Here is a 23,333-nt window from a genome sequence, read left to right as displayed (position 1 = left end):
AATGGGGTCAGGGTTAATATTGCAAAAATAATTAACCCTGACGCCATTTTGGTTTACGGCATTATTGCGGCCAGATTTCGGCGAGGCGCAGCAGGTTGGTGGTGCCGGGTTGGCCGAAGGGAGTGCCGGCGGCGATGGCGATCTGGTCGCCGGTCTTGACGAAGCCCTCGCGCAGTGCGGTACGGCACGCTGCGGCCACCATCTCGTCCACGCTGTGTACGTCCGCGCTGACGGTGCTGTGCACGCCCCAGGCCAGCGCCAGCCGGCGCGCGGTGTCGCGGTTGGGAGTGATGCTGACGATCGGTGCGGCCGGCCGCTCGCGTGCTGCGCGCAGGCTGCTGTGGCCGGAGGTAGTGTAGGTGACCGTGGCGACCACGCCGATGATCTGCGTCACGTCGCGCAGCGCGGCGCAGATGGCGTCGCCCTTGGTCGCCAGCGGCGCTTCGTGCTGGGCGTCGATCAGTGCCCGGTAGGAGGGGTCGCGCTCGACCTCGGAGATGATGCGGTTCATGATGGCGACCGCCTGCACGGGGTAGGCGCCGCTGGCCGACTCGGCCGAGAGCATCACCGCGTCCGCGCCTTCGTACACGGCGTTGGCGACGTCGGATGCTTCGGCGCGGGTCGGCACCGGGGCGCTGATCATCGATTCAAGCATCTGCGTGGCCACCACGACCGGTTTGCCATGCTTGCGGCACATGCGCACGATGCGTTTCTGGACGCCGGGCACGCGCTCGGGCGGCAGTTCCACGCCCAGGTCGCCACGGGCAACCATCACGGCGTCCGATGCGGCGACGATCTCTTCCAGCCGGTCCAGCGCGGCCGGCTTCTCCAGCTTGGACAGCACGCCGGCGCGGCCTTTGACGATGGCTTGCGCTTCCTTCACGTCCTCCGGGCGCTGCACGAAGGACAGGGCGATCCAGTCCACGCCGAGGTCGAGCGCGAAGTCCAGGTCCTGGCGGTCCTTGACGGTCAGCGCGGGGATGGGCAGCACGGCGTCCGGCACATTCACGCCTTTTCGGTCGGACAGCACGCCGCTGTTGACCACGCGGGTGCGGATGGAGGTGGCGTCGCTGGCCAGCACTTCGAGGCGGATCTTGCCGTCGTCCAGCAGCAGCGATTGGCCGGCGGTCACCGCGGCGAACAGTTCGGGATGCGGCAGGCACACGCGCGTGGCGTCGCCCTGGTCCGGATTCTGGTCGAGCACGAATTCGGCGCCGGCATTGACGTTCACCTTGCCGCCGCTGAATTGGCCGATGCGCAGCTTGGGGCCTTGCAGGTCGGCCAGGATGGCGATCGGGCGGCCCAGTTCCTGTTCGATGTCGCGCACGATGTTGTAGCGCAGTTGGTGGTCGGCGTGGCTGCCGTGGCTGAAGTTGAAGCGAAATACGTCGGCGCCTGCTTCGAACAGCGCTTTGATGGTGCTGCGTTCGGAGCTGGCTGGGCCCAGGGTGGCCACTATTTTGGCTTTACGTTCACGGCGCATGATTGGTCTCTATTGTTTTCGAAGGACGGGGTTTTGGACGGGCAAAGCGAACGCGCCGTGCTGGGAGCACGGCGCGCGGGGCATTACAGGATGAGGATGGCGCGGAAGTCGTTGACGTTGGTGCGGGTCGGACCGCTCACCACCAAATCGTCCAGCGCACTGAAGAAGCTGTAGGCGTCGTTGTTGGCCAGCAGGGCCTTGCCGCTGACGCCTTTGGCGTCGGCACGGGCCAGCGTGCCGGGCGCGTACAGGGCGCCGGCGTTGTCTTCCGAACCGTCGATGCCGTCGGTATCGCAGGCGATGGCGTGCACGCCGGGCGCCGCTTCCAGGGCCAGCGCGAGGCTGAGCAGGAATTCGACGTTGCGCCCGCCACGGCCGTTGCCGCGCACGGTGACGGTGGTTTCGCCGCCGGACAGAATCACGCAGGGACGCTGGAATGGCTGGCCGCGCGCGATGACCTGGCGCGCCAGGGCGGCGTGCATCAGGCCGATGTCGCGCGCTTCGCCTTCGATGCCGTCGGACAGGATATAGGGGGTGATGCCGGCGTCGCGCGCCTTGTCGGCGGCCGCTTCCAGCGCGTCCTGCGCGGTGGCGATGACGTGGTGGCTGTTGCGTTCGAAGCGCGGGTCGCCCGGTTTCGGCGTTTCGCTGGCGGGCGATTCGAGGTGGGCGTGCACGCTTTGCGGGATGTCGATCTTGTACTTGCGCAGGATGGCCAGCGCTTCGGCGCTGGTGCTGGCGTCCTGCAGCGTGGGGCCGCTGGCGATCACGCGCGGGTCGTCGCCCGGTACGTCGGAGATCAGCAGCGTGACCACGCGCGCTTTGCCGCAGGCCAGGGCCAGGCGGCCGCCCTTGATGGCCGACAGGTGTTTGCGCACGCAGTTCATTTCGCCGATCGCGGCGCCGCTGCGCAGCAGGGCTTTGTTCAGGGCTTGTTTCTCGGCCAGCGTGATGCCTTCGGCGGGCAGGGCGAGCAGGGCTGAGCCGCCGCCGGAGATCAGGCACAGTACCAGGTCGTCTTCGGTCAGCCCTTGCACCATGTCGAGCATGCGCGCGGCGGCCTGCCGGCCGGCTTCGTCGGGCACGGGGTGGGACGCTTCGACTACCTCGATCTGTTCGGTCCTGGCGCCGTGGCCGTAGCGGGTGACGACCAGTCCGGACAAGGGGCCGTTCCAGTTGCGCTCGACCGCTTCCGCCATCGCCGCCGCGCCTTTGCCTGCGCCGATGACGAGGGTTCTGCCGTTGACGGGGGGCTGCGGCAGGAATTCTGCCAGCAGCGTGCGCGGATGCACGGCGCTGATGGCCGTGTTGTACAGGTCGAGCAAGAACTGGCGAGGGTCTGGAACGGACATGATGGGATTCTCTCTTCGTTGTTTCTGTTTCGGGCGGAGCTGGCGGGTTAGGCGCTGCGCGCTAACCCGCCCTACGGCGTGTCGGTATGCATAGGGTGGGTCAGGCAGAACGCCGTAACCCGCCATGGCATCAACCCTGCGCGATCTTATGGTTGGACATCAGCTCGATGGCCTGGCACAGCGCGGAGTGGTCCAGGCCCGACAGGCCATTGGCGGCGCAGGCGTTCATCAGTTCCTGGGTGTTGGCGGTGTTGGGCAGCGATACGCCCAGCTGCTTGGCGCCTTGCAGGGCCAGGTTCAGGTCCTTCTGGTGCAGCTGGATGCGGAAGCCCGGATTGAACGAACGCTTGACCATGCGCTCGCCGTGCACTTCCAGGATGCGCGAGGAGGCGAAGCCGCCCATCAGCGCTTCGCGCACCTTGGCAGGATCGGCACCGGCCTTGGAGGCGAACAGCAGCGCTTCGGCCACGGCCTGGATGTTCAGCGCCACGATGATCTGGTTGGCCACCTTGGTGGTCTGGCCGTCGCCGTTGCCGCCGACCAGGGTGATGTTCTTGCCCATCAGGTCGAACAGCGGCTTGACGGTGTCGAACGCTTCGGCAGGGCCGCCGACCATGATGGTCAGCGAGGCCGCCTTGGCGCCCACTTCGCCGCCGGAGACCGGCGCGTCCAGGTAGGCGCAGCTTTTCTTGTTGATCTTCTTGGCGAATTCCTTGGTGGCGATGGGCGAGATGGAGCTCATGTCGACCACGATCTTGCCGGCCGTGAGGCCGGCTGCCACGCCGTTTTCGGCGAACAGGGCTTCTTCAACGTGCGGGGTGTCCGGCACCATCAGGAAGATGATGTCGGCGCGCTTGGCCACTTCGGCGGCCGAGGTGCACACGGTGGCGCCGCCGTCGATCAGGTTGGCTGGCGGGTTCTTGATGTCATGCAGGTACAGCTTGTGGCCGCCGGCTTGCAGGTGGCCTGCCATTGGGGCGCCCATGATGCCCAGTCCGATGAATCCGAGGTTTGCCATGATATTTTCTCCTAGTGGTTTTTAAGTTTAAGCAGCCAGTTTCTGGATCCAGCCCAGGCCTTCTTCGGTGCCGTTTTGCGGCTTGTACTCGCAGCCGATCCAGCCGTCGTAGCCGATCTGGTCCAGGTAGTTGAGCAGGTAGCGGTAGTTGATCTCACCCGTGCCCGGCTCGAAGCGGCCTGGATTGTCTGCCAGCTGGATATGCTTGATGACGGACTGGTTGGCCTTGATGGTGTTGGCCAGTTCGCCTTCCATGCGTTGCATGTGATAGATGTCGTACTGCAGGAACAGGTTGTCCGAACCCACCGCTTCAATCAGTTCAAGGCCCTGGCGGGTGCCCGACAGGAAGAAGCCCGGGATGTCGAAGGTGTTGATCGGCTCGATCAGCAGCGGGATGCCGGCCTTCTTCAGGGCGGCGGCCGCGAACTTCAGGTTCTTCACCAGCGTTTCCTGCGCCTTGGCGCGCTCCACGTTGGGCGGCAGGATGCCGACCAGGCAGTTGATGCGCTGCGTGCCCAGTGCTTTCGCGTAGCGCAGCGCCATCTCCACGCCGTATTCGAACTCGCTCACCCGGTCCGGCAAGCAGGCGATGCCGCGTTCGCCGCCAGCCCAGTGGCCGGCCGGCAGGTTGTGCAGCACCATCTCCAGCTGGAACTGGTGCAGTTTCTCGGACAGCTGTTCCGGTTCGAAGTCGTACGGAAACAGGAACTCCACGCCCTTGAACCCGGCGCGCGAGGCGGCGCCGAAGCGGTCCAGGAAGTGCAGTTCGTTGAACAGCATGGTGAGGTTGGCGGCGAATTTAGGCATGGTCTACTCCTTACGCGACATCCAGGATGTCGTTGAATTCATTGATGGCGTTGATCTCGGTACCCATGGCGATGTTGGTCACGCGCTCCAGGATGATCTCGACCACGACAGGCACGCTGAATTGCGCCATCAGTTCGCGGGCACGTTCGAACGCAGGGATGATGTCGTCCGGCTTGTGCACGCGGATCGCCTTGCAGCCCAGGCCTTCGACCACGGCAACGTGGTCCACGCCGTAGCCGTTCAGTTCCGGCGCGTTCACGTTCTCGAAGGCCAGTTGCACGCAGTAGTCCATGTCGAAGCCGCGCTGCGACTGGCGGATCAGGCCCAGGTAGCTGTTATTGACCAGCACGTGGATGTAAGGCAGCTTGAATTGCGCGCCCACGGCCAGCTCTTCGATCAGGAACTGGAAGTCGTAGTCGCCCGAGATCGCGACGATGTCGGTGGTCGGATCGGCGGCCCGGACCCCCAGCGCGGCGGGGATGGTCCAGCCCAGCGGACCGGCCTGGCCGCAGTTGATCCAGTTGCGCGGCTGGTACACATGCAGGAACTGCGCGGCGGCGATCTGCGACAGGCCGATGGCCGACACGTAGCGGGTGTTGCGGCCGAAGTAGTTGTTCATTTCTTCGTACACGCGCAGCGGCTTGACCGGCACTTCGTCGTAGTGGGTCTTGCGCAGCATGGTGCGCTTGCGTTCCTGGCACTGGTGTACCCAGCCGGTGCGGTCCTTCAGCTTGCCGGCGGCCTTCCATTCCTTGGCCACTTCGACCAGCAGTTCCAGCGCGTAGCCGGCGTCCGAGACGATGCCCAGGTCGGGACCGAAGACGCGGCCGATCTGGGTCGGTTCAATGTCGATGTGGACGAAGCTGCGGTCGGCTGTGAACACGTCCACCGAGCCGGTGTGGCGGTTGGCCCAGCGGTTGCCGATGCCGATCATGAAGTCCGACGCCAGCACGGTGGCGTTGCCGTAGCGGTGCGAGGTTTGCAGGCCCGCCATGCCGGCCATCAGCGGGTGGTCGTCGGGGATGGTGCCCCAGCCCATCAGGGTCGGGATCACCGGCACGTTGACGATCTCGGCGAATTCCTGCAGCAGCGCCGAGGCGTTGGCGTTGATGATGCCGCCGCCGGCGGTGATCAAGGGCTTGTCGGCATCGTTCAGCATGCCCAGCGCTTTTTCAACCTGGGCGCGGGTGGCGCGCGGCTTGTACACTGCCATCGGCTCGTAGGTCTCGGGATCGAACTCGATCTGCGCCATCATCACGTCGAACGGCAGGTCGATCAGCACCGGGCCCGGACGGCCCGAGCGCATCAGGTGGAACGCTTGCTGGAAAGCGCGCGGCACCTGGGCCGGTTCCAGCACGGTGGTGGCCCACTTGGTGACCGGCTTGGCGATGGACGAGATGTCGACCGCCTGGAAGTCTTCCTTGTGCATGCGGGCACGCGGGGCCTGGCCGGTAATGCACAGGATAGGAATCGAGTCGGCCTGGGCCGAGTACAGGCCGGTGATCATGTCGGTGCCGGCGGGACCGGAGGTGCCGATGCACACGCCGATGTTGCCGGCGGCGGCGCGGGTGTATCCTTCTGCCATGTGCGAGGCGCCTTCCACGTGGCGGCCCAGGATGTGCTTGATGCTGCCGTTCTTCTTCAGCGCCGCGTACAGCGGGTTGATGGCCGCGCCCGGTACGCCGAATGCGACCGAAATGCCTTCTTTTTGCAGTACGTGGACCGCCGCTTCGGCTGCCGTCATCTTTGCCATGGTGTTCTCCTAAGTTATGTGCAAATACCGTTGTTGATGTTTTGTATGCTATAGGCGATCTCCTCGCTTGATAAGACAACAAAATATCCGTTTATTCGATACTCTGAGTATGGAATAATGTCCGCATGGATAAACTCAAACAAATCGAAGCTTTTGTGGCGGTGGTGGAGAAGGGCAGCCTGGCGCGCGCGGCGCTGGTGCAGAACATCACGCCGGTGATGCTGGGGCGCCGTATCGACGCGCTGGAGAAGCGCCTCGGCGTGAAACTGATGCACCGCACCACGCGCCATCTGACGCTCACCGAGCAGGGCAATGTGTTCCTGGACGACTGCCGCAAGCTGCTATCGGACTTCGAGGTGGCCGAGCGCAATATTTCGGAGGGGCGGCACAAGGCCACCGGCCACCTGATTGTGTCCGCGCCGGCCTCGTTCGGGCGCCAGCATGTTGCGCCGCACGCGCCGGCCTTCCTGGCCGCCAACCCGGAGGTGCAGATCTCCTTTAACCTGACCGACCAGGTGATCGACCTGGTGCGCGAGGGTTACGACCTGGGCATCCGCATCGGCGGCGTGATCGACCCGAGTTTCGTGGCGGTCAAGCTGGCCAAGAACCGGCGTGTTGTATGCGGGACACCGGATTACTTCGACCGCCACGGCATTCCGCGCACGCTGGACGACCTGGCGCACCATAATTGCCTGGCTTTCAACCTGCAGGGCGGGCAGCAGCGCGGCTGGTATTTCCAGCAGGGCGGCAAGCCGGTGACCATCAAGGTGCAGGGCAACCTGGATTGCAACGACGGCGAACTACTGCACCGCTGGGCGTGCGAGGGGCTGGGGCTGGCGTGGCGCTCGACCTGGGAAATCCAGGCGCAGCTGGCCGAGGGCAGCCTGATCACTGTGCTGGACGACTTCGCGCTGCCGGACTACGACATCATGGCGGTTTATCTACAGCAAAGACACCTGCCTGCCAAGATACGTTTCTTTATAGATGAGTTAAAGGCGGTTTACGCGCAAACAGGGTATTGGACACGCAACAGATAGTGGAAAATCGTTTTGTCGGTGTAATTGTTGTGGGTACACTGAAACATAGGGCCGCGTAAGACGGCATTCCAACATCATTCCCGGGAGTTTCGCATGGCCTTGCTGAGCCGTCTGTCGATCAAGAACAAACTCATGCTGAGCATGGGCCTCTGTCTGCTGCTGTTCATTATCATTTCCTCCACGCTCAGCATCGTCATGAGCAGCAGCAACAGCCGCGAACGCGTGGTGGAACAAGAGTTGCCGGCGCAGATAGGCGAAATCCGCAACGACATCCTGCGCCAGATTACGCAGCCCCTGTCGGTATCGCTCACCACCGCCAACAACACCTTCCTGCACGACTGGGAAGACGCCGGCGTGCCCGACGAAGGGCTGGAAGCGTGGAAGAAGGCGGCCAAGCAGCTCAAGGCCAAGAACCAGGCCGCCACCGTGTTCTGGATTTCGCACAGCACCGGCAAGTACTTTACCGATGCCGGCTACGACCGCACCCTGAGCAAGGACAAGCCGGGCGACCAGTGGTTCTACGGATTCCTCGACGGTAACAAGGCCTACACGCTGGACCTGGACAAGGACATCAGCGCCGATAGCTATATGCTGTTCATTAACACCCGCGTACAGACGGCCACCGGCAAGCTGGCCGTGGCCGGCCTGGGGCTGAGCGTGAACTCGCTGGCCCAGACGGTGCGCGCCTACAAGCTGGGCAAGTCCGGCTACGTCTACCTGGTGCGCGCCAACGGCACCCTGATCGTGCACCGCGATCCGGCGCTGGGCGACGGCAAACACCAATTGAAGGACGTGCCGGGCTTCACCCCGGAACTGCAGAAAACCCTGCTGAACGGAGAGAAATTCGCGCACAGCACCTATAACGGCGCCAACGGCAAGCAGTTCGTCGCGTCGTCCTATGTGCCCGAGCTGAACCTGTACGTGCTGGCCGAGGTGCCGGAGTCTGAAGTGCTGGGCAATATCGTGCGCTCGGCCACCGTGTCGTCGCTGATCGCGGCGCTGGTGGGCGGCGGCATCGGCCTGTTCGCCATCTATCTGATTGCCCGCGCGATTGCCGCGCCGGTGATGCGCGCCGCCGAGATGCTGGGCGATATCGCCAGCGGCGACGGCGACTTGAGCCGCCGCATGCCGGTGGAGTCGGAGGACGAAATCGGCGCGCTGGCGGCGGCGTTCAACCGCTTCGTCTCTTCGCTGAACGGCACCATCCTCAAGGTGCGCGACAGTACCCATTTGATCGCCACTGCGTCCAGCCAGATCGCCACCGGCAACTTCGATCTGTCTGCGCGTACCGAACACCAGGCGTCCAACCTGGAGGAAACCGCGGCCGCGATGGAGGAACTGACTTCCACCGTCAAGCAGAACAGCTCCAATGCGGAAGAGGCCAACAAGCTGGTGGCCGCCACCACCTCGGCTGCGGTGAAGGGCGGCACGGTCGTCACGCAGGTGGTGGACATGATGGGCGAGATCACCGAAAGCTCGCGCAAGATGTCGGACATTATCGGTGTCATCGACGGCATCGCTTTCCAGACCAATATCCTGGCGCTGAATGCGGCCGTGGAAGCGGCGCGGGCGGGCGAACAGGGGCGCGGCTTTGCAGTGGTGGCGTCCGAGGTGCGCAACCTGGCGCAGCGCTCGGCGGCTGCGGCCAAGGAGATCAAGGAATTGATCGTCGACTCGGTCGGCAAGGTGGAGGCCGGCGGCAAGCTGGCCGACACGGCGGGCGCCGCCATGTCCGAGATCGTCGCCTCGGTGCAGCACGTCGCCACGCTGATGGTGGAGATCACCTCGGCCAGCCACGAACAAAGCGACGGCATCGGCCAGGTCAACCAGTCTATCATCCAGATGGACGACGCCACGCAGCAGAACGCCGCGCTGGTGGAACAGGCCGCCGCCGCCGCGCAATCGCTGCAAGAGCAGGCCGCGCGGCTGGACCAGGTGGTGGGTATCTTCAAGCTCGAAGAAGCCGGCGCCACCTACGGTGGCGGCGCCAGCACCAGCACCAGCACCAGCACCAGCACCGCACTCGCGCTGCGCTAAGCGCCGCTGGACGGTATGCCGCAGGCGGTTAGGCCGGGGCTTCGCTCCGGCCGTAAGCCGCCGGAGCCGTCACGGACATCAAGCGTGCGCCGTCCCCAACTCATCTTCCGCCGCCCGCGCCAGCGCCTGCGGCTCCACATCCATGGCGCGCAAGGCGCGCGCAGCGAGGCTGTGCTGCATGCCCGCCGCCGCCAGCAGCACGTGCGCGCCGCACAGCGCGGTCGACGAGCGCTTTGCCAGTTCCGGCAGCGCCTGCATCAGCGCTTGTCCGGAAGGCTGCGAATCAAACAGCGCCGCCGGCTGGCCCGCGATCGGCGCCGGTGCGCCGACTCCGCCGGCATCGATGCCCAGCTTCTTCAGCGCGTCCACGTGCTGCCCCGCCAGCGCCCTGCGGTACGCGTCCGCATCCTTGCCCAGCCGCTCGAACACGCGCCGCGCCGACCCATCATCGAGCTCCAGGGCAGACAGCACATAGTGCTCCGCCCCCGGGTGCTCCTGGCCCGCCACGCGCGCGTGGCCTTCCGCGCCTTCGCACAGCGATTTGATCGTGCGCATATCCTGCAGGTGCTGCTTAAACTTGGAAAACATCGATAGCCTCCTAAAGTCAATTAATCCCGCGCCAGGCTGCCCGCGTGCTTCTTGTGCGCGGCTTGCCTGGTGACGCCGAGCGCCTCCGCAACCTGGGCCCATGTCCAGCCATCCGCGATGGCCTGCCTGACCGCCTTGCGCTCGAGTTGATCGGCCATCGCGCGCAGGGCTACCACTGCGGCCAGCGCATCGGATGGTTCTTCGGGAAGAGTGAGTGTGTGGAGATCAGGCATGCGTCAACTTTAGTTGACGCATGTGGGGTTGTCAACCAAAGTTGACGAGATTTTTTGCTGCAGGTTTTAGAACAGCTTGCTCAGGTCCGGACGGGTGGCCAGCGCCTGCTTGACGATGGCGGTGACTTTTTCGCGCTCGGCGCCTTGCAGCGGCTGGCGCGGACGGCGCACGTTCTCGTTGCCCACGCCGGCCAGCGCTTCCACCAGCTTCAGGTTCTGCACCAGCTTGGTCGACACGTCCAGGTGCAGCAGCGGCATGAACCACTGGTACAGCTTCAGCGCTTCGTCGTAGCGCTTGGCTTTCATCAGCTTGTACAGCGCCACGGTCTCGGCCGGGAAGGCCACCACCAGGCCGGCCAGCAGGCCGTCCGCGCCCACCGCCAGGCCTTCGAAGGACAGGTCGTCCACGCCCATGAACAGCTGGTAGCGCGTGCCCACGGCATTGCGCAGGTCGGTGATGCGGCGGATATTGTCGGTCGATTCCTTGATGGCGACGATGTATTCGCAATCCGCCAGTTCCTGGAAGTCTTCCGGCGTCAGGTCCACCTTGTAGGTGACCGGATTGTTGTACACCATGATGGGCAGCCTGGCCGCCGCCGCGATGGTGCGCAGGTTGTCCTTGGCTTCGCGCGCGTCCGCCGCGTACAGCACGGATGGCATCACCATGAAGCCGTCCACGCCCAGTTCGCGCGCCTGCTCGACGAAGCGGATCGCATTGGCGGTGCGGGTTTCGCTCACGTTGGCCAGCACCGGCACGCGGCCGTTGGCAACCTTGATGGCGGTCTTGGTGACAGCCAGTTTCTCGTCGAAGGACAAGGTGCTGGCCTCGCCCAGCGAGCCGCAGGTGACCAGGCCGTGCACGCCGTTCTGGATCTGGAACTCAAAGTGCTTTTCCATTTCGGCGTGGTCGAGTTCCTCGTTGGGGTGGAACTTGGTGGTCACTGCCGGGAATATGCCCTGCCATTTTGCTGCGCTCATGCTGATCTCCTGGGTGGGTTATGGTTGGATGATGATGCTATCGACGCGTGCCGGTGTAATCGGAACGCGAACCGAATCGGGGCGCCAGCCGTACAGCGTGGCGGTGGCGCTGCCGCAGATGCGGCCCTGGCAAGGGCCCATGCCGCAGCGCGTGTGTAGCTTGGCACTGCGCCAGCTGTCGTGCTGGCGCAGCTCGCCATGGCAAACGTCTTCGCAGCGGCAGACGATGGTGCTGTCGTCCGCCAGTGCGCGAATTTCGGGTCGCAGGGCAAAGGCGCGCGCGAGGCGCCGCGCAAATGCCTGCCAGCGGCTGCGGGTGCTGATGAAGGGGAGGGCCAAGTCCTGCCTGCCGGCCGCGGCCAGGCCGGCGATGCGGCCCTCGGCCAGCGCCTTGTCCACACCGCCCACGCCCGTGCCTTCGCCGGCGCAGTAGATGCCGGGCACGGTGGTCTGCTGCCAGGTGTCGGTCCGCACCGCTTGCGTGTCCGGAATGATGGCGCAGCCGAGCGCCATCGCCAGTTCGGGATTGGGCACCAGGCCGTAGCCGCAGGCCAGGTAGTCGCAGGCGATGATCTGCGTGCGGCCGCCGCTTTGCAGTTCGACGCTGTGCAACTGTGCTGGCGGTTGCCCTGCCTGGCCGCTAGCCGAGCCGGCTGCGCCGTTGGCCGCGCTATTGCTAGCCTTGGCGGCGGTCACGTAGCTGTCGCGGTGGTACGGGATGCCGCGCAGGCTGCGCCACAGCTTCAACGCCTGTGCGATCTTGGATGGCGTGGCGAGCAGGCCGAGGGCGAAGCGCGCCAGCTGTGGCTTGGCCGCCTGTTCGGCGATGGCGACAACCTGCGCGCCACGTTCGGTCAGCGTGGCGGCGACGGCCAGCAGCAGCGGGCCCGAGCCGGCGACGACCACGCGCTTGCCCGCTACCGGAAAGCCGCCCTTGGCGAGCGCCTGCAGGCCGCCGGCGCCGGTGACGCCGGGCAGGGTCCAGCCGGGGAAGGGCAGCAGCAGTTCGCGCGCGCCTGTGGCGAGGATCAGGCGCTGGTAGTGCAGCACGGCGGCGGCATCGGGCGACTGCACCAGCAGCTGGCCGTCGGCGGGCGCATACAGCACGCGGTGGTGCTGCATGAAGGTGATGTTGGGCGCGGCCTGCAGTTCGTTCAACAGCGCAATGGCGCGCCCGTCCTGCTGCTGATGCGCGCCGCCGCGCCAGATCTGGCCACCGGCCAGCGGATTGTCGTCCACCACGCCGATGCGGGCGTTCGGCGCCGCCGCAGCCGCCGCGTGCGCCGCGGCCAGACCGGCCGGTCCGGCGCCGATGACGAGGATGTCGAACAGCTGCGTCATGCCGCGTCCTCCGCGAGCGGAATGCGAACCTGCATGCCTGGCGCGCACGGCGTCTGGCAAGCCAGCTGGTGGGCGCGGCCGTCTATCGTCACGCGGCATTCATGGCACACGCCCATGCCGCACAAGGGGCCGCGCAGCATGCCGCTGACGGAGCGCCGGGTGACAGCGGCACCTGCCGTGTGTACGGCGATGGCGGCCACCACCGTGCTGCCTGCAGGGACGGTGACGGTCTGGCCGTCTATCGCGAGGCTGATCAGCTCAGGCATGCGCGCTCCTCATTTGCGAAAAGCGGGCCGGCAGATAGGGCAGCGCCGGGATGGCGGCGCTTTCGTCCAGCATCTGCGCGGCCAGCAGCTGCGCGGTGGCGAGCGAGGTGGTGATGCCGAGGCCTTCATGGCCGGTGGCCAGCCACAGGCCGGGGCGGGCAGGGTGGGGGCCGATAATGGGCAGGCCGTCCGGGCTGGCGGCGCGCAGCCCGGTCCAGCAGCGCAGCACGTTCATGCCGGCCAGCGCGGGCGTGAAGGCGGCGGCGTGGCGCAGCATGCGGGCCATCATGGCGTGGTCCACGGCGGAGTCTGTGGTGCCGAACTGGCGCGAGGAGCCGATCAGGATCTGGCCCGTGGGGCGGGGCTGCAAATTGAACGCCACCGAGTCGCCGCTGGCGGCATGGGCGCTCTTGATGTAGCCCAGCTCCACCAGCTGGTGACGGATAAACCCGGGGTAGCGGTCGGTAATGGCAACGTGGCCCTTTTTCGGCTGCACCGGCAGGTCGGCCAGCAGCGCCGATGAGCGCGAACCCGCAGCCAGCACGATGCGTCCGGCCTGCAGGCGTGTGCCGTCCGCCAGGACGACGCCATTGCCGCCTTCAAGATGCTGAACCGTGCCGCTGAGCAGCCGGGCGCCGCGTGCGATGGCGCGGTCCATCAGGATGCGCGCGCTCTTGGGCGGGTAGACCAGGCCGTCGCCATCGACCAGCAGGCCGCCGGCCAGGCCGGGCCGCAGCTGCGGCTCGCGTTCGTACAATCTTTGCGCATCGAGCATGCGGCACGGCAGGCCATGCGCCGTCATGGTTTGCGCCTTGACGCGCGCTGCGGCCATCTCTTCATCATCGGCGGCAACCCAGATGGTGCCGCATTGGCTGTACTCGTGCCGGCCCGGCTGCCCGGCCACAAACTCGCGCCACAGCTCCAGCGACCATGCCGATAGCGCCAGCTCGGCCGCATTGTCGTCCATCACCACCAAGTGCCCCATGCCGGCCGCCGTTGCGCCGGAACCGACCACCTCCTGCTCGACCACCGTCACGCGCAGACCGCGCGTCGACAGCGCATCCGCGCAAGCCGCGCCGATAATGCCCGCGCCGACGATCAACACGTCCGGCAAGCTCACCGTATGCCCCACACCAGCGGGTCGGACGGATCGAGTATCAGCGTGGCCTGCGAGTTCACCCAGGCCTGGCCGCGTATGCTCGGTATCAGCTTGCCGCCGTCGTAACGGTAGGTGCCCTCGAACACGCTGCCGACAATGCTCTCCTGCCGCCACACCGCGCCTTCGGCCAGCTTGCCGTCTGCCGCCAGGCAGGCCAGCTTCGCGCTGGTGCCGGTGCCGCAGGGGGAACGGTCGTAGGCGTTGCCGGGGCAGAGCACAAAGTTCCGGCTGTCCGCGCTGGACGAAGGCGCAAACAGTTCGATGTGGTCGATCTCCGCGCCGTCCGCGCCGGTGATGCCCGCCGCGGCCAGCGCCTTGCGCACGGCGGAGGTAAACGCCGTCAGTGCGCCCGCATTCGATACATGCAGCTCCTGCCCATGCTCTGCCACCAGGAAGAACCAGTTGCCGCCCCAGGCCACGTCGCCCGTCACGCCGCCATGGCCGGGCACCCGCACCGTCACCGCGTGCCGCGCGCGGTAGGCCGCCACGTTTTCCACGGTCACGCTGCCGTCCGCGTGCAGCTCCGCTTCCACCACGCCCACCGGCGTATCGATGCGGTGCACGCCCACGCCGATACGGCCCATATAAGCCAGCGAAGCCACCAGCCCGATGGTGCCGTGCCCGCACATGCCGAGATAGCCGACGTTGTTGAAGAAGATGACGCCTGCTGCACAATCGGCCGCATGCGGCTGGCACAGCAGCGCGCCCACCAGCACGTCCGAACCGCGCGGTTCGCACACCACGGCGGAACGGAAGTTGTCGTGCTCGCGGCGCAGCAGTTCAAGGCGCTCATGCAACGGCCCGCTGCCGAGTTCCGGCCCGCCTGCGGTGACCAGGCGGGTCGGTTCGCCGCCGGTGTGGGAATCGATAATGGAGATGGTTTTCATGTTGAAATCATATGCCTTCCGCAGCCCGCCGTCTTGCAGGCGCTGCGCATCAAAGATGACGAAATCGGCACAATCGCCTTTCCGTCCGCAGGCCGTGCGAGAATGCGGCCATGGATACCGCAAAAACGGGAGGCGCCCGCCTGGCACTGGGCGCAAACATCGCCGACGTGTTCTTTGCCGAGCCGCTGTTCGACGCGCTGCCGGACGTGGTGTTTTTCGTCAAGGACGTGCAGGGCCGCTACGTGGTGGTGAACCAGACGCTGGTCAAGCGCTGCGGCTTGAAGCACAAGGATGCGCTATTGGGAAGGACCTCGGCCGAAGTGTTCGCGCGGCCCTTCGGCCAGAATTACCTGGCGCAGGACGAAGCGGTGCTGGCGGGCGGTGCGGAGATCGCGGACCAGCTGGAGCTGCACCTGTATCCGAACCGCGATCCAGGCTGGTGCCTGACCCGCAAGACCGCATTGCGCGGCGCGTCGGGCGCCATCGTCGGCCTGACCGGCATTTCGCGCGACCTGGCCATGGAGGACAGGAAGAATTCGGCCTACCACAAGGTGGCTGCGGCGGCGCGGCTGATACAGGAGCGCTACGACCAGCCGTTGCCGCTGCCGGAGCTCGCGCGCACGGCGAATATGTCGGTGGCGCAGCTGGAGCGCTATTTCCTGCGCATTTACCAGCTCACGCCGCGCCAGGTCATCATCAAGACCCGGGTGGATGCTGCATCGCGCATGCTGGCCGGGCCTGCCAGCGTGGCGGAGATTGCCATGGCGTGCGGATACGGCGACCACAGTGCTTTCACCCGCCAGTTTCGCGCCACCGTGGGGGTGACGCCGACTCAGTACCGGCGGGTTACGCTACGCTAGGCGCGCCCCGCCAACCCGCCCTGCAACACTATCCCAGCCGTACCTTTAGCCTTCCTCGCGCCAGCGGCGCAGCCACACGGCGCCGGCGATCATGGCCACGCCGGCGGCAACACCTATCCACAGCGACGGGGTGCCCAGCGTGCTCCAGGAGGCACTGAACAGGTCCGCGTTGCGCACGTGCTCCGCGCCTTCCTGCACCAGCTGGTTCGGATCGATCCGGCTGTGCATGAACCAGTTGCCGGGCGCCACGCCGAGCAGCATGCGGCTGACGATGTTCTCCATGAACCAGCCCGGCGCCATGCCCAGGCCGAAGATCTTGTTGGCCCAGGCGATCAATACCGCCGTCACCAGCGGCGCGCCCACCGCCCACAGGAACACCTTGGAGCGCGCCCAGCTCGACACCAGCAACAGCCAGCCCACGGTGGGCAGGGCCCACAGCACGTACACCGGCAGCAGGCCCAGGAGGCGCAGCGGCGACAGGTAGAAGGAGGGCGAGGACAGCACCGGGCCGATCAGGTTCACCCCGTGCATCGCCATGCTCACGCCCAGCAGCAGCGTAATCACCAGCGACAGCGCGATGCCGATCAACACGCTGACCAGCGGTATCGCCACCAGTGCCAGCGCCACCTTGGACAGCACCGTCATCTGGTCCGATACCGGCAGCGATTTCCAGAACAGCAGGCTGCGGTCGCGGCGGTCGTCGTGCAGCGCGCCGAGGCAGTAGAAGAACACCAGGAAGCCCAGGATAATCAGGATGGGCACCGAGAAGGCCATGTAGACGTCCGCCAGCATGGCGATGGTAGTGTCGCGCGCCTCGCCGCCCAGTTCCACGCTGATCTTGCTGGCGCTGCCCTCGAAGGCCATGTTGCGGCCCAGCAGCAGCCCGCCCAGCGTCAGCAGGGCGATCAGCCCGGCCACCACGGCAGGCGCCCACACCACCATGCCCTTGTGTTCCCAGAACTCGCGCTTGATCAGCCATTTCATCGTTTTCATTCGTAGCTCCCTTTCATGGTGGCGACAAACAGGTCCGCAACGCTCGGGGTGCGGATCTCGCCGAATTTTTCAAGCTGCGCGCGCGAAGCGCCGTCGAACAGCATCACTGCCTTGCCGAACACGCTGCGCTGCGTCATCGGCGCCAGCGCGTTGGCAGCGTTGATGTACTGCGGCTCCACCATCACTTCGGTGTAGCGGTCGCCGATTTCCTCCATCGACGCCGCCAGCGTGATCTTGCCGTCGCGGATGAACATCAGGTCGGTCAGGATGTTCTCCACTTCCTCGATCTGGTGGGTGGTGATGATGATGGTCTTGTTCTCGTCGAAGTAGTCCTCCAGCAGGTTGTGGTAGAACTGCTTGCGGTACAGGATGTCCAGCCCCAGCGTGGGTTCGTCCAGCACCAGCAGCTTGGCGTCGATCGCCATTACCAGCGCCAGGTGCAGCTGCACGATCATGCCCTTGGACATGGCCTTGACCTTCATGTCCGGTTCCAGCTTGGTGTGGGCGATGTAGCGCTCGGCCTTCTCGCGGTTGAAGCGCGGATGCACCCCTTCCACGAAATCGATGGCGTCCTTCACCTTCAGCCAGCGCGGCAGCACGGCCACGTCGGCGATGAAGCACACTTCGTTCATCAGCGCGTCGCGCTGCTTGCTCGGGTCCATGCCCAGCACCGACAGTTCGCCCTCGAAGCGGGTCAGGCCGAGGATGGCCTTGAGCGTGGTGGTCTTGCCCGAGCCGTTGGGGCCGATCAGGCCGACCACGCGGCCGGGCTGGATCTCGAAACTGGCTTCGTCCAGCGCCAGTTTCTTGCCATAGCGCTTGGTGAGGTTGCGGGCGGTGATCAGGGCGCTCATGCCGGCGCTCCCGGCTGCGTGCCAGGCTGTGAAGCGCGCAGCAGCTGCTCCAGGTCCAGCCCCAGGCGGCGGATGCGCTCCACCATGGCCGGCCATTCCTCGCGCACAAAGCGTTCGCGTTCGGTGGCCAGCAGTTTTTCGTGAGCGCCTTCGGTAACGTACATGCCTAACCCCCTTCGTTTTTCAACCAGGCTTTCGTCTACCAGTTCCTGGTAGGCCTTGGATACGGTAATCGGATTCAATTGGTAGTCGGCGGCGATCTGCCGCACCGAGGGCAGGGCGTCGCCGGGCTTGAGCAAGCCGTCCAGCATCATGCCGAGCACCCGCTCCTTGAGCTGGCGATAAATCGGCGCGTTGTCATTCCACATACATGCGTCCTCCTAGTGATGTGATGAAGTGGTGTTGTAGTGAACTATAACACTAGATTTGCGCACCGACGGTTTTTTTTTTGCATGCAGTCAGGACAGGCGTTGCAGCAGGGCGACGGCGTTGGCGGTGGCGGCGCCGGATGCGGTGTTGTCGAAGATGCACCAGGCGTCGTGGCCGTTGCCGGCGCGGCCGGCCAGGCTGACGGCGGCCTGGTCCAGGAATTCGCCGTCGTAGGACGAAAAGTAGACGCGCGGGCTGCCGTGAAGGCGGGCGTAGGTGGTGGCGGTGGTGGCCACGTGCGGGCCGGGCTGGCCGGCCGGCGGATCGGCGGTCACGCGCGTGACGGCGACATCGCTCAGCAGGGCGGTGGCGGCGCCGCCGAACCAGCTGGAATGGCGGGCTTCGCAGGCGAGCATGCAGCCGAAGTGTTGCCGGGCCAGCGTGAAGAATGTTGCGGCGAGGGCCGGGTCGAACTGCAGGCTGGGCGGCAGCTGGACCAGCACGCAGCCCAGTTTGGCGCCCAGGCCTGCCGCTTCGCCGGCGAAGCGCTGCATGGCCTCAGTGCAATCCGCCAGGCGCAGCTCATGCGTCATTTGCTTGGGCGCCTTGACGGCGAAACGGAAATCGTCCGGCACGCTGGCGGCCCAGCGTGCGTAGACCTGCGGCTGGTGCGGGCGGTAGAACGAGGAATTGATTTCGGTGGCGTTGAAGACGGCGGCGTACCGCTGCAAGTGGCTGCCTTCGGCGGGAAAGTCGCCGCTGGCCGCCCGTGGGATGGACCAGCCCGCGCATCCGATTCGCACTACCGCCATGGCGCCTCCGTCGTGGATGAAATACACTCTACGGCACCCGGGCGCAGTGTGTCGCCCGCTTAACCGGAACCAAGATGACCTTCACTCCCCATCGCCGCCACATCCTTGCCGTGGCTACCATCGCCACCGCTGCCGCCGCTGCAGGCTTGCTGGCCTCGTGCGCGGGCCTGATCGGCCCGCGCCAGTTCGAGGTGCCGCTCGAGCGCCTGCAGAAGAACCTGGGCCAGCGCTTCCCCGTCAGCCACCGCGTGCTGGGCGTGTTCGATGTTCAGCTGAGCAATCCGCAGCTGAGCACGGTGGGACAGAACGACCGCGTCGCGCTGTCGGCCGAGCTGACCGTGTCGCCCATGCTGATGCGGCAATCGTGGCGCGGCAGCCTGGCGCTGTCCGGGCGGCTGGTGGTGGACAACGCGCGCAGCGCCGTCTTTCTCAGCGACGCGCAGGTGGACCGTTTCGCCATCGACGGCATAGCCGAATCGCAGCAGCGCCAGATCGCCGGCGCCGCCAACATCCTGGCCGACAAGCTGATACGCGACGTGCCGCTGTACAGCTTCAAGCCGGAAGACCTGCGCTACGCGGGCGTGCAGTTTGTGCCGACCGGCATTCGCACCACGTCCAGCGCCCTGGTCATCATGCTGGAACCGGCGACTCAGGCCGGACAGACCGCGCAGCGCTAAGGCGCCATTCGCGGGTGTTGCACTGTGACAATCCGCGTATATTTTCGGGCTTGCGAACGGCGATAATTCCTCTTTTTGCTGACAGAGGTAGTTATGCCGTACATCGGTGCCGGACTCCATATCGCCATCGCGCTGTTTTTCGCCGTGCACGCCGTGCGGTCGCGGCAGCAGACCTACTGGCTGTTCATCCTGTTTTCCTTCCCGCTGCTGGGCAGCATTGTCTATTTTGTGGCGATCTACCTGCCCAACTCGCGGCTTGAGCATGGCGCGCGCAAGGTTGTCACGGCGGCGGCGCGTACGCTGGACCCGGGCCGCGAGCTGCGCGAAGCGCGCGCCGCCTTCGACTACACACCTACCGCGCAGAACCAGATGCGCCTGGCGCAGGCACAGTTGGAGGCGGGCGCCGCAGCGGAAGCCGCCGCCACCTACGGCGCCTGCCTGAACGGCGTGTTCGGCGCCGACCTGGAAATCCGCCGCGGCGCCGCGCGCGCCAACCTGGCGTGCGGCCGGGCGGGCGAAGCCATCGGCCACCTCGACTTCATCATCCAATCCGACCCGGGCTTCCGCGCCGAGGAAATCGCCTTGCTGCGCGCCCAGGCGCTGGGCGCCGGCGGCCGCCAGGATGAAGCACGCACCGCCTTCGAAGACGCGCTGTCCCGCTATGGCAGCTTCACGGTACGCGCCGAATACGCCATCTGGGCCGCCTCCGTCGGCGACACCCGGCTGGCAGCCGCCCAGCGTCCAGAACTGGAGCGCGCGATGCAGCGCTGGAACCGCAACACCCGCGATCTCAACGCCGACCTGATCCGCCGCCTGAACGCCGCTTACGCTGCCTGAGCGAAAGCCTCCGGCGCCACGCGGCAGGCGTTGGCGATAAAGGAGATGGTGTGGTAGTAGCCGCATAGGGCGATGATTTCGAGGATCTGGTCCGGCTGGTAGGCCGACGCCAGCTCCTGCCACGTCGCCTCCGAGATAGCGGCGCTGTCGTGCAGTTCGTCGACGGCGCGCAGCAGCAGCCCGGCGCCGGCCGCGGCCTGCGTGGCGGCAATGTCTTCGGCGCTCAGCCCGGCGGCGCGCGCGAACAGCGCCTTGTGCACGCCCCATTCGTAGTCGCAGCCGCAGCGCGCGCAGGTGCGCAGGATGACCAGTTCGCGTTCGCGCAGCGTGATGGCGCCGGGATCGAGCAGATTGCCGGCGAACAGGCGCTGCAGCACGCGTGGGCTGTGCGCCAGCGTGCGGAACAATCCCAGCGGTTCCATCCCCGGCGGCATGACGCGGTCAAAGGCTTGCTGCACGCCGGGCGCATAGGGCGCATCCAGCGGGGCGATTCTCGGTGTTTGCATGTCGGTCTCCTGAACAAGTGCTACAGTGCTGCTACGGATAATGTAGCATGCGGATGCGTATTGTGCTACGTTTTATGTAGCAGTATTTGAGTAAACCTTAATGAACCTTAATGAACCTGAATAAACCTGGAGAAACCATGGCTACGCCAAAACCGGGCATGCCGGTGCGGGGCTCGCGCAGCGGCCGTCCCATCATGGCTTTGCTGGACCTGCTGGGCAGGCGCTGGGTGATGCGCATCATCTGGGAATTACGTGCCGAAGCGCTGACCTTCCGCGCGCTGCGCGCGCGCTGCGAGGACATGTCGCCGACGGTGCTGAATCAGCGGCTACACGATTTGCGCGACGCCGGTATCATCGATTCGGCCGAAGAGGGCGGGTATGCGTTGAGCGTGCTGGGCGCCGGGCTGCTGGAGTCCATGGGGCCGCTGCTGCACTGGTCGGAGAAATGGCAGCGCGCATTGAGCAAGGAGAAAATATGACGACACTTTCGCACCACCTGCTGACCGAGGCATACAACAATGCCTGGGCCAACCACCGCCTGCTGAAAGCCTGCGCGCAGTTGAGCCAGGAGGAATTCGAGGCCCGCCGCACCAGCTTTTTCCCCACCATCAGGGCCACGCTGAACCACATCCTGACCGTGGACTGGTTCTACATCGATGCGCTGGAGCGCGAGATGCGCGGCGCGGAGCCGCATCCCAACTACCTGGGCTTTTTCGAGCGCGACGAGCCCTGCGCCACGGTTGCCGAACTGCGGGCCGCGCAGAAGGACGCCGACCGCCGCCTGATCGAATATTGCCAGCAGTTGAAGGATGACGAACTGGGCCGTGTGGTGATGATACTGCGCACCGGCTCAGTGCAGCGCGACAAGCGCTATCGCCTGCTGGCGCACCTGTTCGGCCACCAGATCCATCATCGCGGCCAGGTGCACGCCATGCTGTCCGGCACCGGCGTGGAGCCGCCGCAACTGGACGAATTCTTCAGCGCAGGCGAGGCCGACCTGCGCGAGCAGGATTTCAAGGAGCTGGGCTGGACCGAGAAGATGATCTGGGGCTGAGTTTATCGGCTTGTCACGGGCGCGTGCTGCGCCATCAGCTCGGCCACCCAGTCCATGAACACGCGCAGCTTCTTGCTGACATGGCGGTTGGGCGGATAAGCGATGTGCATCGGCATCGGCTCGGTGCGCCAGTCTTCGAACAGCGGCACCAGTGCGCCGCTCGTGGCATGCGCCTGCGCCATGTACGCCGGTAGCCAAAGCACGCCCAGCCCCGCCAGGCCTGCCGCCAGGTAGGCGTTGCCATCGTCGATGGTCAGGATGTGGCGGCCCTGCATCTTCAGGCGCTCGCCGTCCTTCCGCATGGTGTACGGGAAGCCATCGCCGCTGCCGGACCAGCGGTACTTGACGATGCGATGGCCGTCGTCCTGCAGCTCGGCCGGATGGCGCGGCGTGCCGGCGCGCGCCAGGTAGGCTGGCGCTGCATAGACGCCCAGCTGCAGGTCGCCCACGTGCCGCGCCGCCAGCGACAGGTCGGCAATGGCGCCGCCGCGCAGCACGCAGTCCACGTTCTCGCCGATCAGGTCCACCTTGCGGTCGCTGGCGCCCAGGTCGAACTGGATGTCGGGGTACTTCGCGTGGAACAGCGGCAGCGCGGGCACCAGGATCATGGTGGCGAATGGGCTGGGCACGTCCACCCGCAGCACGCCGTGCGGCGCCGCCGAGGCGCCGGGCAGGCTGGTTTCCACATCCTCCAGCTCGGCCAGTAGGCGCACGATGCGCTCGTAGTACACGGCGCCGTCTTCGGTGACATTGACCTTGCGGGTGGTGCGGTTCAGCAGTTTCAGGCGCAGACGCGCCTCCAGCTGCTGCACCAACTGCGTCACCGTGGTCCGGCTCATGTGCAGCGTCAGCGCCGCCTTGGTGAAACTGCCGGCTTCCACCACCCGTACAAAGGCCTTCATCGCGTCAAACCTGTCCATGTCCGCCTCCCGTTATTGTTTGGATTATACAAACAGTTATGGCGGGATTTGCGTGTTTATCCGCAATCCGCATGCAGGTAAAGTGCTCTCCACACCAACTTTCAGGAGCTACCCATGCCAGTACGCGACGTCGTTTTCCCGCCCGGCCGCCAGGCGCTGTACGAAAAGAACCGCTATTCGCCCGCCGTGCGCGCCGATGGCTTGCTGTTTGTATCCGGCCAGGTCGGCAGCCGCGAGGACGGTTCGCCGGAGCCGGAACTGGAAGCGCAGGTGCGGCTCGCCTTCAAGAACCTGAACGCCATCCTGGCCGCCGCGCGGTGTACCTTCGACGATGTGCAGGACGTGACCGTCTTTATCGTCGACCCCGAAACGAAGTTCGAGCGCATCTGGCGCGTGGTGCAGGAATTCTGGGGCGGCGCGCCGCATCCGACGGTCACCGCCGTCGGCGTAACGTGGCTGTACGGTTTTCAGTTTGAAATCAAGGTAGTCGCCAGGCTGCCGGCTTGACCGTC

At 65.7% G+C, this 23,333-nt stretch carries 26 protein-coding genes; 8 read left to right on the top strand and 18 right to left on the bottom strand.

Annotated elements, in window-relative coordinates; genetic code table 11:
* Positions 1–61: 61 nt before the first annotated feature.
* From pyk to gcl, 5 genes are all read right to left on the bottom strand, one after another.
* On the bottom strand, positions 62–1,483 hold the full coding sequence (pyk, locus tag AC6H42_RS14400; RefSeq protein ID WP_497548340.1) for a pyruvate kinase: 1,422 nt from the start codon (positions 1,481–1,483) through the stop codon (positions 62–64).
* 83 nt (positions 1,484–1,566) lie between these two features.
* A complete protein-coding gene (locus AC6H42_RS14395) occupies positions 1,567–2,835 on the bottom strand; it encodes a glycerate kinase type-2 family protein (RefSeq protein WP_057155509.1) in 1,269 nt (422 codons plus the stop codon).
* Between the two features lie 130 nt (positions 2,836–2,965).
* Positions 2,966–3,853 carry a 2-hydroxy-3-oxopropionate reductase gene (locus tag AC6H42_RS14390; protein WP_057155508.1) on the bottom strand — a complete coding sequence of 296 codons (888 nt, stop codon included), beginning with the start codon at positions 3,851–3,853 and terminating at the stop codon, positions 2,966–2,968.
* A gap of 27 nt (positions 3,854–3,880) precedes the next feature.
* Positions 3,881–4,660, bottom strand: a complete 780-nt coding sequence (gene hyi / locus AC6H42_RS14385) for a hydroxypyruvate isomerase (protein WP_057155507.1) — start codon at positions 4,658–4,660, stop codon at positions 3,881–3,883.
* A 10-nt stretch (positions 4,661–4,670) separates the two neighbouring features.
* Positions 4,671–6,413, bottom strand: a complete 1,743-nt coding sequence (gcl, locus tag AC6H42_RS14380; protein ID WP_057155506.1) for a glyoxylate carboligase — start codon at positions 6,411–6,413, stop codon at positions 4,671–4,673.
* A gap of 125 nt (positions 6,414–6,538) precedes the next feature.
* Here gcl and AC6H42_RS14375 point away from each other — a divergent pair, with 125 nt between their 5' ends.
* Both AC6H42_RS14375 and AC6H42_RS14370 read left to right on the top strand, forming a co-directional pair.
* The gene (locus AC6H42_RS14375; RefSeq protein WP_057155505.1) at positions 6,539–7,450 is read left to right on the top strand and encodes a LysR family transcriptional regulator; all 912 of its coding nucleotides are present in this window, start codon (positions 6,539–6,541) and stop codon (positions 7,448–7,450) included.
* 93 nt (positions 7,451–7,543) lie between these two features.
* Positions 7,544–9,487: a methyl-accepting chemotaxis protein gene (locus tag AC6H42_RS14370; RefSeq protein ID WP_497548339.1), complete on the top strand. Its 1,944-nt coding sequence runs from the start codon at positions 7,544–7,546 to the stop codon at positions 9,485–9,487.
* Between the two features lie 78 nt (positions 9,488–9,565).
* On the opposite strand, the gene AC6H42_RS14365 is transcribed toward AC6H42_RS14370, so the two are convergent.
* The 7 genes from AC6H42_RS14365 to AC6H42_RS14335 form a co-directional block, all read right to left on the bottom strand.
* Positions 9,566–10,075, bottom strand: a complete 510-nt coding sequence (locus tag AC6H42_RS14365; RefSeq protein WP_497548338.1) for a Clp protease N-terminal domain-containing protein — start codon at positions 10,073–10,075, stop codon at positions 9,566–9,568.
* 20 nt (positions 10,076–10,095) lie between these two features.
* Positions 10,096–10,308 (bottom strand): hypothetical protein, encoded by a 213-nt coding sequence (locus AC6H42_RS14360; RefSeq protein WP_057155502.1) that lies wholly within the window; start codon positions 10,306–10,308, stop codon positions 10,096–10,098.
* A 66-nt stretch (positions 10,309–10,374) separates the two neighbouring features.
* The gene (locus AC6H42_RS14355) at positions 10,375–11,286 is read right to left on the bottom strand and encodes a dihydrodipicolinate synthase family protein (protein ID WP_057155501.1); all 912 of its coding nucleotides are present in this window, start codon (positions 11,284–11,286) and stop codon (positions 10,375–10,377) included.
* Between the two features lie 18 nt (positions 11,287–11,304).
* Positions 11,305–12,627 (bottom strand): FAD-dependent oxidoreductase, encoded by a 1,323-nt coding sequence (locus tag AC6H42_RS14350; RefSeq protein WP_497548337.1) that lies wholly within the window; start codon positions 12,625–12,627, stop codon positions 11,305–11,307.
* The gene (locus AC6H42_RS14345; RefSeq protein ID WP_497548336.1) at positions 12,624–12,893 is read right to left on the bottom strand and encodes a (2Fe-2S)-binding protein; all 270 of its coding nucleotides are present in this window, start codon (positions 12,891–12,893) and stop codon (positions 12,624–12,626) included. Before AC6H42_RS14345 ends, AC6H42_RS14350 begins: the two co-directional genes overlap by 4 nt.
* Positions 12,886–14,013 carry an NAD(P)/FAD-dependent oxidoreductase gene (locus tag AC6H42_RS14340; RefSeq protein ID WP_497548335.1) on the bottom strand — a complete coding sequence of 376 codons (1,128 nt, stop codon included), beginning with the start codon at positions 14,011–14,013 and terminating at the stop codon, positions 12,886–12,888. The genes AC6H42_RS14345 and AC6H42_RS14340 overlap by 8 nt, the downstream gene beginning before the upstream one ends.
* Positions 14,010–14,939, bottom strand: coding sequence for a 4-hydroxyproline epimerase (locus tag AC6H42_RS14335; RefSeq protein ID WP_057155497.1), 930 nt, complete (start codon positions 14,937–14,939; stop codon positions 14,010–14,012). The genes AC6H42_RS14340 and AC6H42_RS14335 overlap by 4 nt, the downstream gene beginning before the upstream one ends.
* Positions 14,940–15,049: 110 nt before the next feature.
* Between AC6H42_RS14335 and AC6H42_RS14330 the strand changes: the two genes are divergently transcribed.
* Positions 15,050–15,799, top strand: coding sequence for an AraC family transcriptional regulator (locus tag AC6H42_RS14330; RefSeq protein WP_057155496.1), 750 nt, complete (start codon positions 15,050–15,052; stop codon positions 15,797–15,799).
* A gap of 45 nt (positions 15,800–15,844) precedes the next feature.
* Here AC6H42_RS14330 and AC6H42_RS14325 read toward each other — a convergent pair whose 3' ends face one another.
* The 4 genes from AC6H42_RS14325 to AC6H42_RS14310 all read right to left on the bottom strand — a co-directional run bounded on the left by AC6H42_RS14325 (position 15,845) and on the right by AC6H42_RS14310 (position 18,827).
* Positions 15,845–16,792, bottom strand: coding sequence for a hypothetical protein (locus tag AC6H42_RS14325; protein WP_057155495.1), 948 nt, complete (start codon positions 16,790–16,792; stop codon positions 15,845–15,847).
* Positions 16,789–17,646, bottom strand: coding sequence for an ABC transporter ATP-binding protein (locus AC6H42_RS14320; RefSeq protein WP_497548334.1), 858 nt, complete (start codon positions 17,644–17,646; stop codon positions 16,789–16,791). The genes AC6H42_RS14325 and AC6H42_RS14320 overlap by 4 nt, the downstream gene beginning before the upstream one ends.
* Positions 17,643–18,014, bottom strand: a complete 372-nt coding sequence (locus AC6H42_RS14315; RefSeq protein ID WP_057155493.1) for a GntR family transcriptional regulator — start codon at positions 18,012–18,014, stop codon at positions 17,643–17,645. The genes AC6H42_RS14320 and AC6H42_RS14315 overlap by 4 nt, the downstream gene beginning before the upstream one ends.
* 90 nt (positions 18,015–18,104) lie before the next feature.
* Positions 18,105–18,827 carry a DUF72 domain-containing protein gene (locus AC6H42_RS14310; protein ID WP_497548333.1) on the bottom strand — a complete coding sequence of 241 codons (723 nt, stop codon included), beginning with the start codon at positions 18,825–18,827 and terminating at the stop codon, positions 18,105–18,107.
* Positions 18,828–18,901: 74 nt separating this feature from the next.
* Between AC6H42_RS14310 and AC6H42_RS14305 the strand changes: the two genes are divergently transcribed.
* On the top strand, positions 18,902–19,504 hold the full coding sequence (locus AC6H42_RS14305; protein ID WP_057155491.1) for a DUF1439 domain-containing protein: 603 nt from the start codon (positions 18,902–18,904) through the stop codon (positions 19,502–19,504).
* A 93-nt stretch (positions 19,505–19,597) separates the two neighbouring features.
* On the top strand, positions 19,598–20,341 hold the full coding sequence (locus AC6H42_RS14300; protein ID WP_497548332.1) for a hypothetical protein: 744 nt from the start codon (positions 19,598–19,600) through the stop codon (positions 20,339–20,341).
* Here the strand turns inward: AC6H42_RS14300 and AC6H42_RS14295 are convergent.
* Positions 20,329–20,847 (bottom strand): carboxymuconolactone decarboxylase family protein, encoded by a 519-nt coding sequence (locus tag AC6H42_RS14295; RefSeq protein ID WP_057155489.1) that lies wholly within the window; start codon positions 20,845–20,847, stop codon positions 20,329–20,331. The genes AC6H42_RS14300 and AC6H42_RS14295 overlap by 13 nt on opposite strands.
* 137 nt (positions 20,848–20,984) lie before the next feature.
* On the opposite strand from AC6H42_RS14295, the gene AC6H42_RS14290 reads away from it, so the two are divergent.
* On the top strand, positions 20,985–21,326 hold the full coding sequence (locus AC6H42_RS14290; protein ID WP_057155488.1) for a winged helix-turn-helix transcriptional regulator: 342 nt from the start codon (positions 20,985–20,987) through the stop codon (positions 21,324–21,326).
* Positions 21,323–21,901: a DinB family protein gene (locus AC6H42_RS14285; RefSeq protein WP_057155487.1), complete on the top strand. Its 579-nt coding sequence runs from the start codon at positions 21,323–21,325 to the stop codon at positions 21,899–21,901. Before AC6H42_RS14290 ends, AC6H42_RS14285 begins: the two co-directional genes overlap by 4 nt.
* Before the next feature lie 2 nt (positions 21,902–21,903).
* Here the strand turns inward: AC6H42_RS14285 and AC6H42_RS14280 are convergent, their stop codons facing one another.
* Positions 21,904–22,821, bottom strand: coding sequence for a LysR family transcriptional regulator (locus AC6H42_RS14280; protein WP_057155486.1), 918 nt, complete (start codon positions 22,819–22,821; stop codon positions 21,904–21,906).
* 114 nt (positions 22,822–22,935) lie between these two features.
* Between AC6H42_RS14280 and AC6H42_RS14275 the strand changes: the two genes are divergently transcribed.
* Complete coding sequence (locus AC6H42_RS14275) at positions 22,936–23,328, top strand: RidA family protein (RefSeq protein WP_057155485.1); 393 nt, start codon at positions 22,936–22,938, stop codon at positions 23,326–23,328.
* The last annotated feature ends 5 nt before the right edge of the window (positions 23,329–23,333 follow it).

It is taken from the genome of Massilia sp. NBRC 108631 (assembly GCF_059704565.1).
Note: the sequence above shows the minus strand (reverse complement) of the source record. Positions and strands in the feature narration are given on the sequence as shown.

Bases quoted from the DNA above. Each gene is read 5' to 3' on its own strand.
- gcl (WP_057155506.1), bottom strand. From the start codon at position 6,413: ATGGCAAAGATGACGGCAGCCGAAGCGGCGGTCCACGTACTGCAAAAA.
- AC6H42_RS14285 (WP_057155487.1), top strand. From the start codon at position 21,323: ATGACGACACTTTCGCACCACCTGCTGACCGAGGCATACAACAATGCC.
- AC6H42_RS14315 (WP_057155493.1), bottom strand. From the start codon at position 18,014: ATGTGGAATGACAACGCGCCGATTTATCGCCAGCTCAAGGAGCGGGTG.
- AC6H42_RS14310 (WP_497548333.1), bottom strand. From the start codon at position 18,827: ATGGCGGTAGTGCGAATCGGATGCGCGGGCTGGTCCATCCCACGGGCG.
- AC6H42_RS14325 (WP_057155495.1), bottom strand. From the start codon at position 16,792: ATGAAAACGATGAAATGGCTGATCAAGCGCGAGTTCTGGGAACACAAG.
- AC6H42_RS14345 (WP_497548336.1), bottom strand. From the start codon at position 12,893: ATGCCTGAGCTGATCAGCCTCGCGATAGACGGCCAGACCGTCACCGTC.
- AC6H42_RS14350 (WP_497548337.1), bottom strand. From the start codon at position 12,627: ATGACGCAGCTGTTCGACATCCTCGTCATCGGCGCCGGACCGGCCGGT.
- AC6H42_RS14375 (WP_057155505.1), top strand. From the start codon at position 6,539: ATGGATAAACTCAAACAAATCGAAGCTTTTGTGGCGGTGGTGGAGAAG.
- AC6H42_RS14290 (WP_057155488.1), top strand. From the start codon at position 20,985: ATGGCTACGCCAAAACCGGGCATGCCGGTGCGGGGCTCGCGCAGCGGC.
- AC6H42_RS14390 (WP_057155508.1), bottom strand. From the start codon at position 3,853: ATGGCAAACCTCGGATTCATCGGACTGGGCATCATGGGCGCCCCAATG.
- pyk (WP_497548340.1), bottom strand. From the start codon at position 1,483: ATGCGCCGTGAACGTAAAGCCAAAATAGTGGCCACCCTGGGCCCAGCC.
- AC6H42_RS14365 (WP_497548338.1), bottom strand. From the start codon at position 10,075: ATGTTTTCCAAGTTTAAGCAGCACCTGCAGGATATGCGCACGATCAAA.
- hyi (WP_057155507.1), bottom strand. From the start codon at position 4,660: ATGCCTAAATTCGCCGCCAACCTCACCATGCTGTTCAACGAACTGCAC.
- AC6H42_RS14370 (WP_497548339.1), top strand. From the start codon at position 7,544: ATGGCCTTGCTGAGCCGTCTGTCGATCAAGAACAAACTCATGCTGAGC.
- AC6H42_RS14295 (WP_057155489.1), bottom strand. From the start codon at position 20,847: ATGCAAACACCGAGAATCGCCCCGCTGGATGCGCCCTATGCGCCCGGC.
- AC6H42_RS14320 (WP_497548334.1), bottom strand. From the start codon at position 17,646: ATGAGCGCCCTGATCACCGCCCGCAACCTCACCAAGCGCTATGGCAAG.
- AC6H42_RS14330 (WP_057155496.1), top strand. From the start codon at position 15,050: ATGGATACCGCAAAAACGGGAGGCGCCCGCCTGGCACTGGGCGCAAAC.
- AC6H42_RS14300 (WP_497548332.1), top strand. From the start codon at position 19,598: ATGCCGTACATCGGTGCCGGACTCCATATCGCCATCGCGCTGTTTTTC.
- AC6H42_RS14280 (WP_057155486.1), bottom strand. From the start codon at position 22,821: ATGGACAGGTTTGACGCGATGAAGGCCTTTGTACGGGTGGTGGAAGCC.
- AC6H42_RS14335 (WP_057155497.1), bottom strand. From the start codon at position 14,939: ATGAAAACCATCTCCATTATCGATTCCCACACCGGCGGCGAACCGACC.
- AC6H42_RS14395 (WP_057155509.1), bottom strand. From the start codon at position 2,835: ATGTCCGTTCCAGACCCTCGCCAGTTCTTGCTCGACCTGTACAACACG.
- AC6H42_RS14275 (WP_057155485.1), top strand. From the start codon at position 22,936: ATGCCAGTACGCGACGTCGTTTTCCCGCCCGGCCGCCAGGCGCTGTAC.
- AC6H42_RS14305 (WP_057155491.1), top strand. From the start codon at position 18,902: ATGACCTTCACTCCCCATCGCCGCCACATCCTTGCCGTGGCTACCATC.
- AC6H42_RS14360 (WP_057155502.1), bottom strand. From the start codon at position 10,308: ATGCCTGATCTCCACACACTCACTCTTCCCGAAGAACCATCCGATGCG.
- AC6H42_RS14355 (WP_057155501.1), bottom strand. From the start codon at position 11,286: ATGAGCGCAGCAAAATGGCAGGGCATATTCCCGGCAGTGACCACCAAG.